Annotated in this window: 9 protein-coding genes; 4 read left to right on the top strand and 5 right to left on the bottom strand. The window is 71.8% G+C overall.

Features of this window, described 5'->3' with window-relative positions; translation table 11 throughout:
• Positions 1-39 precede the first annotated feature (39 nt).
• The 3 genes from ACZ434_RS20180 to ACZ434_RS20170 are packed head-to-tail and all read left to right on the top strand — an operon-like array spanning position 40 to position 3,588.
• Positions 40-1,599, top strand: coding sequence for a sugar ABC transporter ATP-binding protein (locus tag ACZ434_RS20180; RefSeq protein WP_468457649.1), 1,560 nt, complete (start codon positions 40-42; stop codon positions 1,597-1,599).
• Positions 1,592-2,554, top strand: coding sequence for an ABC transporter permease (locus tag ACZ434_RS20175; protein WP_468457647.1), 963 nt, complete (start codon positions 1,592-1,594; stop codon positions 2,552-2,554). Before ACZ434_RS20180 ends, ACZ434_RS20175 begins: the two co-directional genes overlap by 8 nt.
• Positions 2,551-3,588, top strand: coding sequence for an ABC transporter permease (locus tag ACZ434_RS20170; RefSeq protein WP_468457645.1), 1,038 nt, complete (start codon positions 2,551-2,553; stop codon positions 3,586-3,588). Before ACZ434_RS20175 ends, ACZ434_RS20170 begins: the two co-directional genes overlap by 4 nt.
• A 114-nt stretch (positions 3,589-3,702) precedes the next feature.
• On the opposite strand, the gene ACZ434_RS20165 is transcribed toward ACZ434_RS20170, so the two are convergent.
• The 3 genes from ACZ434_RS20165 to ACZ434_RS20155 all read right to left on the bottom strand — a co-directional run bounded on the left by ACZ434_RS20165 (position 3,703) and on the right by ACZ434_RS20155 (position 8,988).
• The gene (locus ACZ434_RS20165; protein WP_468457643.1) at positions 3,703-6,966 is read right to left on the bottom strand and encodes a LamG-like jellyroll fold domain-containing protein; all 3,264 of its coding nucleotides are present in this window, start codon (positions 6,964-6,966) and stop codon (positions 3,703-3,705) included.
• A gap of 211 nt (positions 6,967-7,177) precedes the next feature.
• A complete protein-coding gene (locus tag ACZ434_RS20160; RefSeq protein ID WP_468457641.1) occupies positions 7,178-8,362 on the bottom strand; it encodes an SGNH/GDSL hydrolase family protein in 1,185 nt (394 codons plus the stop codon).
• Between the two features lie 53 nt (positions 8,363-8,415).
• Positions 8,416-8,988: a TetR/AcrR family transcriptional regulator gene (locus tag ACZ434_RS20155; protein ID WP_468457639.1), complete on the bottom strand. Its 573-nt coding sequence runs from the start codon at positions 8,986-8,988 to the stop codon at positions 8,416-8,418.
• A gap of 107 nt (positions 8,989-9,095) precedes the next feature.
• On the opposite strand from ACZ434_RS20155, the gene ligA reads away from it, so the two are divergent.
• Positions 9,096-11,174 (top strand): NAD-dependent DNA ligase LigA, encoded by a 2,079-nt coding sequence (gene ligA / locus ACZ434_RS20150; protein WP_468457637.1) that lies wholly within the window; start codon positions 9,096-9,098, stop codon positions 11,172-11,174.
• 26 nt (positions 11,175-11,200) lie between these two features.
• Here ligA and ACZ434_RS20145 read toward each other — a convergent pair whose 3' ends face one another.
• Both ACZ434_RS20145 and ACZ434_RS20140 read right to left on the bottom strand, forming a co-directional pair.
• Entirely contained in the window at positions 11,201-11,644 is a 444-nt protein-coding gene (locus tag ACZ434_RS20145; protein WP_468457635.1) for a nuclear transport factor 2 family protein, read from the bottom strand.
• Positions 11,645-11,823: 179 nt separating this feature from the next.
• Positions 11,824-12,672 (bottom strand): NAD(P)H-binding protein, encoded by an 849-nt coding sequence (locus ACZ434_RS20140; protein ID WP_468457633.1) that lies wholly within the window; start codon positions 12,670-12,672, stop codon positions 11,824-11,826.
• Between the last annotated feature and the right edge of the window lie 301 nt (positions 12,673-12,973).

Raw genomic sequence — 12,973 nt, 5'->3', positions numbered from 1 at the left:
CCCCGTCCGTCCGTCACCACTTTCATCCTGGAGGCACAGGTGGCTCCCCCCGCCGAAGTCCTCGCCGTCCGCGGACTCAGCAAGACCTTCCCCGGTGTCCGGGCCCTGGACGGCGTGGACCTGACCCTGCACGCAGGCGAGGTGCACGCCCTGATCGGCGAGAACGGCGCCGGCAAGTCGACCCTCATCAAACTCCTCACCGGGGTCCACCGGCCCGACACCGGTGACATCGTTCTCCAGGGGCGCGACGTCTCGTTCGCCACCCCGCTGGAGGCGCAGAGGGCCGGCATCTCGACCATCTACCAGGAGGTCAACCTCATCCCGCTGCTGAGCGTGGCCCGCAACCTCTTCCTGGGCCGCGAGCCGCGCAACCGTCTCGGCCTGCTGGACTTCACCCGTATGCACCGCGAGGCCGGGGAGACGCTCGGTGCCTACGGCGTGCGGGTGGACGTCCGCCGGCCGCTGCGCGGCCTGGGTGTGGGGGCGCAGCAGATGGTCGCCCTGGCCCGCGCCGTGGCGAGCGAGGCGCGGATCGTCATCATGGACGAACCGACCTCCTCCCTGGAACCGCGGGAGGTCGAGACGCTGTTCTCGGTCATCCGCCGGCTGCGCGACGAGGGCATCGCCGTCATCTACGTCAGTCACCGTCTGGACGAGCTGTACGCGGTGTGCGACACGGTCACCGTGCTGCGCGACGGCCGTCGCGTGCACCACGGGCGCCTCGCCGAACTCGACCGTCTCTCCCTGGTGTCGACGATGCTCGGCCGGGAACTGGGCGAGGTCCGCGAGGAGGGCCTGACCAAGTTCACCGGCGGCCATCACGCCGCCGACGGCCGGCCGGTGCTGGAGGCGGACGACTTGACGGTCCCGCACCAGCTGCACGGGGTCTCCGTGAGCATCCGTCCGGGCGAGGTCGTCGGACTCGGCGGGCTGCTCGGTTCCGGGCGCACCGAGACCGCGAAGGCCATCTCCGGTGCCCTGGCGAGAAGTTCGGGCGGTGTCGTGGTGGCGGGGGTGCCGCTGCGCGCCGGCTCCACGCCCGCGGCCATCCGGGCGGGCATCGGTCTGCTGCCGGAGGACCGCAAGAGCGAGGGCATCGTGCCCGGTCTGTCGGTCCGCGAGAACATCGCGCTGGCCGTCCTCCCCCGGCTCTCCCGCTTCGGCCTGGTCTCCGAGGCGCGCGTGGACGGCATCGTGGACACCTTCGTCGAACGGCTGCGCATCAAGGCGTCCTCGCCGCACCAGAAGGTCGGCGAACTGTCCGGCGGCAACCAGCAGAAGGTGCTGCTCGCCCGCTGGCTGGCGATGAACCCGAAGGTCCTGCTGCTGGACGAGCCGACCCGGGGTATCGACGTCGGAGCCAAGGCGGAGGTGCAGAGACTCGTGGACGAACTGGCCGCGGACGGCCTGGGCGTCCTGCTCATCTCCTCCGATCCGGAGGAACTGATCGAAGGGTCCGACCGCGTGGTCGTGCTGAAGGACGGTGCCGTCGTCGGCGAGCTGACCGGCGACGAGGTCACCGAGGACGGGCTGATGCGGACCATCGCCGGGCACGTCCCGGACGGGGACACGGGGAAGGAGGCGGCCGCCGATGGCTGAAGCCGCCCTCAGGTCCGTCCCGCTGGACCGGACCCGCGTCCTGCGGTGGCTCCAGACGTACGGCGTGTACGCCGGTGTGGCGCTGCTGCTGGTCGTCAACGTCGTCATCACCCCGCACTTCCTGTCCGCGGAGAACTTCCGCACCCAGGCCGTGCAGGTCGCCCCCGTCGTCATCGTCGCGCTGGGCATGGCCCTGGTCATCGGCACCGAGGGCGTCGATCTCTCGGTCGGTGCCGTGATGGCCCTCGCGGCCTCCGTGACGGCCCTCTACCTCGGCTACGGACTTCTTCCGGCGCTGCTCGTGGTGGCGGTGTTCGCCGCCGCGGCCGGGTTCGTCAACGGGGCGCTCGTCGCGTTCGTCGGGGTGCAGCCGATCGTGGCCACGCTGGCGCTCATGGTCGGCGGCCGGGGGCTCGCCCTGGTGCTGCTGCCGCAGCTGGAGGACCTGCGCAATCCCACGCTGGCCTCCCTGGGCTCGGGCGACGTGCTGGGCATCCCGTATCCGATCCTGATCGCCGCCGTGCTGGCCCTGGTAGTGGCCTTCGCCGTCCGCCGCACCACCTTCGGGCGGCAGCTCCTCGCGATCGGTGACAGCCGTCCGGCGGCGCAGCTCGCCGGGCTGCCGGTGCGCCGGGTGCTGATCGTGGTGTACGTCGTCTGCGCGCTGCTCGCCGCCGTGGCCGGCGTCCTCGCCACGGCGCGGCTGCAGGCCAGCGACCCGACGTCGCTGGGCAACCTGATGGAGCTGTCGGCGATCACCGCCGTCGTGGTCGGCGGGACACCGCTGACCGGCGGCCGGGTGAACATCGCCGGCACCGTGGCGGGGGCCGTCCTCATCCAACTGCTCACCGCCACCCTCATCAAGCACGATCTGCCGCCCTCCTGGACCCAGATCGCGCAGGCCGTGGTGATCGTGTGCGCGGTGTACGCGGCACGGGGACGGGGGAAGCGATGAGCGCGACGAGGACGGACGCCCCGGTGGCCGCGCCGAGTGACGGCAAGCCGGCGCCGGCCGGGGAGAGCACCGGTGCCGGCCGCTCCGAGCGGGTGAGCGCACTGGTCCAGCAGCACGGCGCGCTGGCGGTGCTGGTCGTCGTGTCCCTGGTGGCGTCGTTCAGCTTCGACTCCTTCGCCACCGGTGACAACGTCAGCAACATGGCGACGAGTTCCGCGTTCCTGGCGATCGTCGCGCTCGGCATGACCTTCGTGATCGTCACCGGGGGCATCGATCTGTCGGTCGGGTCGCTGTTCGCGCTCGGCGGGGTGCTGGCGGCGTGGGGGTCCCGGCACGGGACCCCGGTGGCGCTGCTGCTGCCGCTCCTGGTGTGCGGGGCGGTCGGAGTGGTCAACGGGCTGCTCGTGGCCCGGTCCCGGCTGGCGCCCTTCATCGTGACCCTGGCGGCGATGCTCGGAGCGCGCGGCCTGATGCTGGCCCTCACCGACGAGGGTGCCGAGACATATCTGATCGGCAAGGGTTCGTTCCTCGCCGAACTCGGCCAGGGCAGCACGCTGGGTCTCGGCAACCCCGTGTGGATCACCCTGGCGCTGTTCGTCGCCGGGGCGGTCGTCCTGCGGCGTACGCGCTTCGGCCAGCATGTGTACGCGGTCGGCGGCAACGAGGACGCGGCGGCCCTCATGGGCGCCCCGGTGGCCCGTACGAAGATCCTCGTCTACACCCTGTCGGGGGTGCTCGCCGGACTGGCCGGCGCGCTCAACGCGGCCTGGCTCGCCTCCGGGGTGACGATCCTGGGCAACGGCATGGAGCTGGAGGCCATCGCCGCCGTCGTCATCGGCGGCACCCTGCTCACCGGCGGGCTCGGCTACGTCAGCGGGGCGCTGGTCGGTGTGCTGCTGCTGAAGGTGATCCAGAACGTCATCAACCAGATCGGCTCCCTGGACTCCTCCTACCAGCAGGTCGTCAGCGGCGCCTTCCTGGCCGTCGTGGTGGTCGCCCAGACCTGGCTGGGCCGCAGACGGCAACTGGCGTAGGGAGTAAGGGCCTTCCGGGCCCGGTGCGGATGCCGTACTCCGCACCGGGCCCGGAAGGCCCTCCCCCGTGCGCGTGCCCGGGAGGCGTGTCAGCGGCCTCCCGGGGTGCTGCGCCTAGGGTTTCTCCGCTCCGTGGAGCGCGCTCACCTCCTCCGCGGTGAGGGCCCTGTCGTAGGCGTGGACCTCGTCCACCGCGCCGTCCCAGAAGTCGGTGTTCTGGCCGTTCCACTGGGCGCGGCCCACCGTGAAGGGGCCGGAGGCGACATGGTTCGGGCCGCCCTTCACGGTCGCCGCCCGCTCGCCGTCGACGTAGAGCGTGATGTCGCCCGTCGTGCCGTCGCGCACGCCGACCAGGTGGTACCAGCGGCCGGTCTCGGGCGTGGTCTCCAGGCGGGCGCGCTGCCCGTCCGGCGTGCTGAAGGCGAACGCGCCCTGGCCGTACTGGAGATAGAACGGGCTCGTCCGGCGCGGTGCGTCCTGGCTGACGGCGGTGGCGTAGTTGCCCGGCAGCGAGTCCAGGGTGACCCAGGCGGACACCGAGTAGCTGCCGGTGGTGTCGAGCACCGGGCCGTCGGTCTGGGCGTACTGCCCCTGGCCGTCGAACTTCAGCGCACTGCCGCTCACTCCGTCGCTCCAGGTGGTTCCCCCGCTCAGCTTCAGCGGCTTGTGCTGGGGGCCGTCGTCCTTCGCGGTGGTGCCGGTGGCCTCGTCGAGGGCCCAGGATCCGCCGCCCTTCAGCCGCTCCCGGTCCCCGGCGGCGGCGCCGGCCGCGATGACCTCGCGGTTGATCTCGCGCACCCGGACCGGGTCGACCTTGATCTCCCTGCGGTCGTAGGTGTAGAGGCCGTTGAGTTCGTTCTCCAGGTCGGTGATCTGGGTGTACACCGAGCCGGAGAGCTCGGTGCCGGCCTGGTCGAGGTAGAACTTCTCGGTGTTCTCGACGTACTTGCGGGTCAGCGCCTCCTTGTCGGCGACGCCGCTGTAGATCACGGTCGGTGTGCCCGGCCACATGTGGCCCGGGGTGCGCAGGGTGAAGCCGCCGTGTTCGCCGTCCATGGCCGCGCGGTGGTCCGGGAAGGGCGGGTCGTCGTTGTTGTAGTCGTGGTGGTCGATGATGTCGCCCTTGCCCGAATCACCCTTGCTGTTGCAGCAGTTGACCCCGCTGTGGGCGTTGACGATCCGGGAGGGGTCGGCTGCCTTCACCGACTCGGCGATACGGCCGCTCTCCTCGCGGTTCCACTCGCCCCATCCCTCGTTGAAGACGATCCAGCCGATGACGGACGGGGAGTTGTGGTGCTGGCGCATCATCTCCCGGCCCTGGTCGACGAAGGCCCTCTGTCCGGTCCCGTCGGTGAGGTCGCCGGAGACGAAGTCCTGCCAGACCAGCAGGCCGATCCGGTCCGCGTGGTGGAACCAGCGTGGTGACTCCACCTTGATGTGCTTGCGGACGGCGTTGAAGCCGAGCTTCTTGTGCGCCTCCAGGTCGAACGCCAGGGCCTTGTCGCTGGGCGCGGTGTAGAGGCCGTCGGGCCAGAAGCCCTGGTCGAGGGTGGCGAGGGAGAAGATCGGCTCGCCGTTGAGCACCAGCTTCCGGTATCCACCCACCTCCTCGATGCCGACCTCGCGCATGCCGAAGTAGCTGCCGACCTCGTCGGTGGACCGGCCGTCCCTCAGCTCGATGTCGAGGTCGTACAGGTAGGGATCGTCCGGGGTCCACAGGTGCTGCCGGGACAGGCGCAGGTCGAGCTCGGTGTTGGCCGGCCCGCTGACCCTGCCGACGACCCGTCCGCGGGCGTCACGGGCGACGGCCTCGACCCGGGCCCGCTTCGAGGCGTTCCGGGACTCGACGGTGACCGCCAGGGTGCTGCTGTCGATGTCGGGAGTGGTGACGACGTTGTCAACGGCCGTGTCGGCGACGGGTTCCATCCAGACGGTCTGCCAGATGCCGGACGTCTGGGTGTAGAAGATGCCGCTGGGGTTCCTCGACTGCTTGCCCATCGGCTGGTTGGCGCCGCCGGTGTCGGTGACGGCGACGACGATCTCCTGCGGTCCCCTGCGCTCGAGGGCGTCGGTGATGTCGGCGCTGAAGGCGGTGTAGCCGCCGGTGTGTTCGGCGACCTTCTCCCCGTTGACCCAGACGCGGGCCCGGTAGTCCACGGCGCCGAAGTTGAGCTTGAGCCGGTTGCCCTTGCCGACCTTCCAGTTCTTCGGCACGTCGACGAGCTTGCGGTAGAACATGTGGTCCTCGTGCCGTTCGAGCCCGGAGAGCTGCGACTCGACGGGGAACGGGACAATGATCTTCTCGTTCAGGTCCTTGCCGAAGACCGGCTCCTCGCCGGCCTCGGCGCCACTGAACTGCCAGGGTCCGTTGAGGTTCTTCCACTGGGAGCGGACCTGCTGCGGGCGGGGGTACTCCGGCAGCGGGTTGTTCTCGTCGACCTTGTCGCCCCACGGGGTGGTGATCCGGTGGGTGGAGGCGTTCGCGGCGTAGCGGACGATCCGGGGCACCGTCTCGTCGCCGGCCTTGAGTCCGCCCTCACCGTCGTACACGACCCGGACCTGCTGGTTCTTCTGGATCGGCGCCGAGAGCGTGACGACGAGGGAGTTGCGGTCGCCGCGGGCGGCCGCGACCGACGCGACCGGCATGGCGGTCGTGTCGGCCTCGATCTTGAGATGGCCGGCCACCTGCGCGAGGTCGCTCACCCGGTCCTCGAACCGGGCGCGCAGTGTGCGTCCGTCCTCCCCGACGGTCAGCTCCACCGGGAAGACCTCGAATCCGGCGGGCGGGGTGAACGCGGAGGTCGGGACCAGTTGCCTGGGCATCGTCGGCGTCGACCAGCGCAGGAACATGTTCGAGCCGCCGAAGTCCTGGAACATCTCCAGGCGGAAGTCGTGCTTCTCCCCCGCCTTCAGGGTGACCGGGGCGCTGGTCTGTTCCCGGTCCCAGTCGGGCTCCCAGTGGTCGATGACCGGCTCGCCGTCGATGAAGAGGCGGAAGCCGTTGTCGCCGATGGCGTGGAAGGTGTAGTCACCGTCCTCGGGCGCTTCGAGCCGCCCGGTCCAGCGGGCGGTGGTGTGCTCGGTGCGCCCGGTCAGCTCTTCGAAGGTGCCGGTCAGTCCGGAGAAGTTGATCTGCGGGTCCAGGAGGGTGCCGCCGAGTTCGGCGAAGTCCCGGGCGCCCGGTGCCGACATGCGGAAGTACTCGCCCTTCAGGCCGTGCACCTGGACGTCGGCGTCGGCGGCCGCCGGGGCGGTGACGCCGGACGCCGGCGCCGCGGCCGTCGCCGCGGGGGCCAGGGCGCCGGTGGACAGGGCCAGGGCCGCCACGGTCAGCAGGGCCCACCATCGGGATGCGGGACGTGAGTGTTGTCTGGTCATCGAACCTTTCCTCGCGCAGAGGGCATGGGGCCACGACGAAGCAGGCACGGCCGTCGGTTCGTCCAAGGATTCCTTCCAACGTTGGAAATCCGCCGTGCAGCGGAATGACAACACGCCGGCCGACGGCTGTCCAGGCCTCGCGCACGGCTGACCGGCCGTCAGAACGGCTGTGTGCGGGCGAGGATGAGGGGACCCGGGTGATTCGGGCAGGTCAGTCCCCGGCCTCCGCGAACGGGCCGCCGCCGGGGGCGAAGGCGTGGGCGGCGAAGCGTTCGCCCATGCGCCGGTGGGTGGCCGCGTCGGGGTGCAGCCCGTCGGGCAGCGGCAGTTCGCCGTGGTCCGCCTCACCGTAGAGTTCGCGGCCGTCGAGGTGATGGAGGTTCGGGTCGTCCGCCACCCGCTGGGCCACGACGCGCTCGAGTTCCTCACGGATGACGCCGAGCGTCAGCTTGCCCTCGGCCCGTTCCGCGGGGTCCCCGGCGGCGGTGAACCGGAGTTGCCCCTCACCCAGGCGGCTGAAGTCGAAGGCGGTGGGGCCGGGCGTGTCCTCGTGCATGGGGCACAGGATCGGTGAGACCACCAGCAGCGGTGCGGTCGGGTGACCGTCCCGGAGGGTGTCGAGGAAGCCGTGGACGGCGGGGGCGAAGGCACGCAGCCGCATCAGGTCGGTGTTGACGAGGTTGATGCCGATCTTGACGCTGATCAGGTCGGCGGGTGTGTCGCGCATGGTGCGCGCGACGAACGGGTCGAGCAGGGCGCTGCCGGCCAGTCCGAGGTTGACCAGTTCCACGCCGCCGCGCGCCGCGGCGAGCGCGGGCCAGGTGGTGGTGGGGCTCGCGGCGTCGGAGCCGTGGCTGATGGAGCTGCCGTGGTGGAGCCAGGTCCTGCGGCCGGAGTCGGCCGCGGGCTCGACCGGGGCGTCGGTGCGCAGGGCGACGAGTTCGGTGATCTCGTTGTGCGGCAGCCAGATCTCGACGGTCTTGTCGTCCCCGGGCAGGCCGGTGAAGCGGAGGGTGGCGACGGGGCCGGTGCCGGGTTCGGCCCGTCCGGTGCTCATGTCGACGGTCACGGTGTTGCCGCCGGTCGCGGTGGCCCGGCCGGCCGGGCGTCCGTCGACGAGCAGGTCGTAGCGGCCGTCCGGGCGGGGCGGTGCGCCGGCGTAGATCCTCTTGGTGGGCAGCGTGTCCAGTTCGACGGCGGTCGCGCGGGTACGCAGGACGAGCCGTACGCCGGAGGGCTGGCACTCGGCCATGGCGAGCTGGGCGTCGGTGTTCCGGGCGCGGGCCCAGGCGGGCAGGCGGTGCGGCAGCAGCCCTCGCGGGGTGGGTTCCAGGTCGAGCGCGCCGCGCACGAGGTCGGCGGTGATGGGCGTGGTGATCCAGGTGGTGGAGGGCATCGTCGTGGTCCGTCCGCGCCGGGTGGGTGGATGAGGGGCTGGTCCGCGCCGGGTCAGGGGGACGGCGGCCAGTTGCGCAGCAGGGCGTCCAGCGCGTCGAGGACGCGTGTCCACGTCTCCTGCGTGTCGGGGGCGCTGTGGCTGAAGCCGCCGCCCGCCTCGAGGCTGACGTAGCCGTGGAAGACGCTGCCGAGCAGCCGGACCGCGTGGGTCCGGTCCGGCTCCGTCAGGTCGTAGCCGCGCAGCAGGGCCCGCGTCATCTGCGCGTGCCGCACTCCCGCGCTGCCGGCGGCCGCCTCCGGAGTGAGCCGGAACCGGGCCGCGGTGTAGCGGCCGGGGTGCTCCCGCGCGTAGTCGCGGTAGACGTTCGCCAGCGCGGTCAGGGCGTCCTTGCCGGCCCGCCCGGCCAGGGCGTCGGCGGCGCGGTCGGCGAGTTCCTCCAGGGCGAGCAGGGCGATCCGCGTCCTGAGGTCGTGGGAGTTCTTCACGTGGGAGTACAGGCTCGCCGTCCTGACGTCGAAACGCCGGGCGAGCTCCGAGACGGTCACCTGCTCGAACCCGACCTCGTCGGCCAGTTCCGCTCCCGCCCGGGTCAGGCGCTCCGGGCTCAGTCGTACGCGTGCCATACCCGTCCTTCCGGTCGGCCAAGGAGAGTATGCGTTTGCCTAATGCCTTTAGGCAAATGCCTACTGCCGTTGATCGATTGTCAGTGGCGGGCGGCAGGATGTGACGCATGACAACTCCTGCAGCAGTGATCGTCGATGCCGCCGCCTACGCACAGGCGGTCGAGGACGCCGTGCGCACGGCAGCCGCGTACTACGGGGGCGGCACCTCGCCGCTGGACGACGACGCGTACGACCGGCTGGTACGGGGGATCGCCGACTGGGAGGCGGAGCATCCCGACGGGATACTCCCCGACTCCCCCACCGGGAAGGTCGCCGGTGGCGCGGTGGAGGGCGACGTACCGCACACGGTGCCGATGCTGAGCCTGGACAACGTGTTCTCGGCGGAGGAGTTCACCGCCTGGACGGCGTCACTGGCGCGCCGTACCGGCCGTGCGGCGACACGCTTCTGTGTGGGGCCGAAGCTGGACGGCCTGGCGATCGCCGCCCGCTACAGCGAGGGCCGGCTGAGCCGGCTGATCACCCGCGGGGACGGGACGGCCGGAGAGGACGTCTCGCACGCGATCGGTACGGTCGTGGGGCTGCCCGAGAAGCTGCGGGAGCCGGTCACCGTGGAGGTGCGCGGTGAGGTCCTCATGACGTCCGCCCAGTTCGAGCACGCCAACGAGGTGCGCACGGGGCATGGCGGACAGCCGTTCGCCAATCCGCGCAACGCGGCCGCGGGCACCCTGCGGGCGAGGGAGCGGGCCTACACGGTGCCGATGACGTTCTTCGGCTACGGGCTGCTGCCGCTGCCCGGCACCGACTCCGCCCTGGCGGAGCGGGTGCGGGAGACGGCACACAGCGACCTGATGGCATGGGTGGCGGACCTGGGTGTGCACACCAGCGCGCGGACCGCGGTGCCGGACACCGTCGCCGAGACCCCCGAGGAGGTTCTGGACCGGGTGAAGGAGATCGCCGCGCTCCGGGCCGAGCTGCCGTTCGGCATCGACGGGATCGTCGTCAAGGCGGACCTCGCCGCCGACCGGGAGGCCGCCGGTTCGGGCACCCGCGCGCCGCGCTGGGCGATCGCCTACAAGCTGCCCGCGGTGGAGAAGATCACCCGGCTGCTGGACGTGGAGTGGAACGTCGGCCGTACGGGCATCATCGCCCCGCGCGGTGTCCTGGAGCCGGTCGTCATCGACGGCTCCACCATCACCTACGCCACCCTGCACAATCCCGCCGACATCACGCGGCGTGACCTGCGCGTGGGCGACCATGTCATGGTGCACCGGGCGGGCGACGTGATCCCCCGGATCGAGGCCCCGGTCGCCCATCTGCGCACGGGCGAGGAGCAGCCGATCGTGTTCCCGGCGCAGTGTCCGCGCTGCGGTTCGGACATCGACACCGGTGAGGAGCGCTGGCGGTGCGCGCAGGGCCGCAACTGCCACCTGGTGGCCTCTCTCGCCTACGCCGCGGGGCGCGACCAGCTCGACATCGAGGGCCTGGGTTCGACCCGCGTCGTCCAGCTGGTCGACGCCGGACTGGTCGCCGACCTCGCGGACCTGTTCACGCTCCGGCGCGAGCAGTTGCTCGCGCTGGAGCGGATGGGGGAGACCAGCACCGACAATCTGCTCGCCGCGATCGCCAAGGCCAAGGAGCAGCCGCTGTCCCGGGTGCTGTGCGCGCTGGGCGTCCGGGGCACCGGGCGGTCCATGTCCCGGCGGATCGCCCGCTACTTCGCCACCATGGACGACATCCGCGCGGCCGACGCCGAGGCCATGCAGCGGGTCGACGGCATCGGCTCGGAGAAGGCGCCCTCGATCGTGGCGGAGATGGCCGAGCTGGCCCCGCTCATCGACAGACTCGCCGCCGCCGGCGTCAACATGACCGAGCCGGGCGCCACTCCCCCGCCGGCCGCCGACGCCGCCGGTGAAGGCGACGGCCCGGCGGCGGGCGGCCCGCTGGCGGGTATGGCGGTGGTCGTCACGGGCGCGATGACCGGCAGCCTGGAGAAGCTCTCGCGCAACGAGATGAACGAACTCATCGAACGGGCCGGCGGCCGCTCCTCCTCCAGCGTCTCGAAGAGGACCACCCTCGTGGTGGCGGGCGAGGGCGCCGGGTCCAAGCGGGCCAAGGCGGAACAGCTCGGCGTCCGTCTCGCCACGCCGGACGAGTTCGCCGCCATGGTCGCCGAACTCCTCGGCTGAGCCGGCCGCCGGCTCGCGCCCGGCCGTCAGCCGGTGGCGCACGCCTCGGCGACGGACAGGCTGTTCTCGTAGAGGTGGTGCCGGGTGATCCGGCCGCCCTCGACGGTGAGGCGCAGGGCGAACGGGCCCTGGAAGGTGCGTCCCGTCGCCCGTACCGTCCCGGACAGATGCCCCGTCAGGACCGCGTCCTCGCCGTCGACGAGGAAGGCGTCGACGCGGGCTCGCGCGTCCCCGGGCACGGTGTGCTCCGCCAGCTCCGCGGACTGCGCGGCGCATTCGGCGGCGGTGGAGCGCGGGCGGATCCACGGCACGGTGGGGTTGTCGGCGAGCAGCCAGTCGACCTCGTCGGCGAAGAGCTCGACGAGCCGCCCGGTGTCCCCGGCCAGCCGGGCGGTGAGGAACTGCCGCACGACGGCCCGGGTGGTCTCGGTGACGGAACTCGGTGTGACGGGTGCGGAGTCGGTGGACATGACGCTCTCCTCACGGCGGCGGACCGGGACCCGGGGGGGTCTCCGGTGGATGTGCCCGATCCTGCCGGAGGTGGCAGGAGCGGTCGATTACCCCGGACGTCATGGCCGGCCGCCCGGCGGGGCGGGCCGGACACGGCTGCCGCCGGTGAGGCGGTTCCCGCCGTGTCCGGCCCCCGGGGTCACGCCGCGCCCGGTGCCGTGAACGCGGCGGCGTGCTCCGCGGCCCACTGGGTGAAGGTGCGGGCCGGGCGGCCGGTGACCTTCTCCACGGTGTCCGTGACCGTGCGGCCCTCCTCGGGGGTGTCGCCGTACATCTCGAGCAGGAAGCCGATCACGTCCTCGGGCTGTCCCTCCGCCCGCCACCGCGCGACGGCCTGTTCCTCGGTGAGCTCTACCAGCGAGACGGCCCGGCCCCTGGCGGTGGCGATCGCCGCCACCTTGTCGCCGACGGTGAGCAGTTCGGGGCCGGTGATCAGGTACTCCTGACCGCCGTGGCCCTCCTCGGTGAGGGCGACCGCCGCGACGGCACCGATGTCGCCCTCGTGGACCATGGCACTGAGCCGGGAGACGAACGGCTCGCGGACCTCGTCCGAGGCGACGACGCCGTCGGCCCACTCCAGGGTGTTGGCCATGAACTCGACCGGCATGAGCACGGTCCAGTCCACCCCGTCGTCGGCACGCACGGCGTCCTCCAGGGGCGTGGGTCCGCCCCCGTTCAGCACGGTGATCCGGCGTACGCCCGCCGTCCGGGCCAGCTCCAGGATCCGCGGGCCGGTCTCCAGCGGAGCGAAGCCGGACCCGCCGAAGGTGATCAGATGAAGGCCGGTGACGCCTTCCAGCGCCGGGACGATGCTGTCGGGCTCGGTCAGGTCGCCCCGCACCACCTCCGCCCCGGCCGGCAGATCCGCCTTCGCCGGGTCCCGGGTGAGGGCGCGGACCTCATGGCCGCGGGCGAGCAGTTCGGCGACGGCCCGGCGGCCGACGGTTCCGGTGGCGCCGGTGACGAGGAGCTTCTGTGTCTGTGTCATGGGACGACCGTAGGAAGGCCTGCGGTCAGCTTCTGTCCGTGACTCGGACACGGACCAGCGAGCCGGGCGTCGGTTGCGGCGTTTCGGCCATCGGCGACTCCACGCGGGCCCGTGCCGGCCATGGGCCGGCGCCTCGGTCCGCCCCGGCCACCGCCGCCCCACGCGGAATCCGCTTCGTCCGAAACGCCTGTGTTCGATAGAGCGGCCGGTGTCGTTGAGTCCCATGCCGTTGCCTTCACCCACCCACTCGACAGGGAGAAGTGCTGTTGACTCACACCACCGCTCGTTCCGTCCCGCCTCC

It is taken from the genome of Streptomyces sp. NPDC030893, assembly GCF_055571535.1.
The sequence above is the reverse complement of the archived record's forward strand: the minus strand, read 5'-3'. Positions and strand labels throughout refer to the sequence as shown.

Excerpts from the sequence above, each read along its gene's own strand:
- ACZ434_RS20160 (WP_468457641.1), bottom strand. The coding sequence starts at position 8,362 with ATGCCCTCCACCACCTGGATCACCACGCCCATCACCGCCGACCTCGTG.
- ACZ434_RS20145 (WP_468457635.1), bottom strand. The coding sequence starts at position 11,644 with ATGTCCACCGACTCCGCACCCGTCACACCGAGTTCCGTCACCGAGACC.
- ACZ434_RS20140 (WP_468457633.1), bottom strand. The coding sequence starts at position 12,672 with ATGACACAGACACAGAAGCTCCTCGTCACCGGCGCCACCGGAACCGTC.
- ACZ434_RS20175 (WP_468457647.1), top strand. The coding sequence starts at position 1,592 with ATGGCTGAAGCCGCCCTCAGGTCCGTCCCGCTGGACCGGACCCGCGTC.
- ACZ434_RS20170 (WP_468457645.1), top strand. The coding sequence starts at position 2,551 with ATGAGCGCGACGAGGACGGACGCCCCGGTGGCCGCGCCGAGTGACGGC.
- ligA (WP_468457637.1), top strand. The coding sequence starts at position 9,096 with ATGACAACTCCTGCAGCAGTGATCGTCGATGCCGCCGCCTACGCACAG.
- ACZ434_RS20165 (WP_468457643.1), bottom strand. The coding sequence starts at position 6,966 with ATGACCAGACAACACTCACGTCCCGCATCCCGATGGTGGGCCCTGCTG.
- ACZ434_RS20155 (WP_468457639.1), bottom strand. The coding sequence starts at position 8,988 with ATGGCACGCGTACGACTGAGCCCGGAGCGCCTGACCCGGGCGGGAGCG.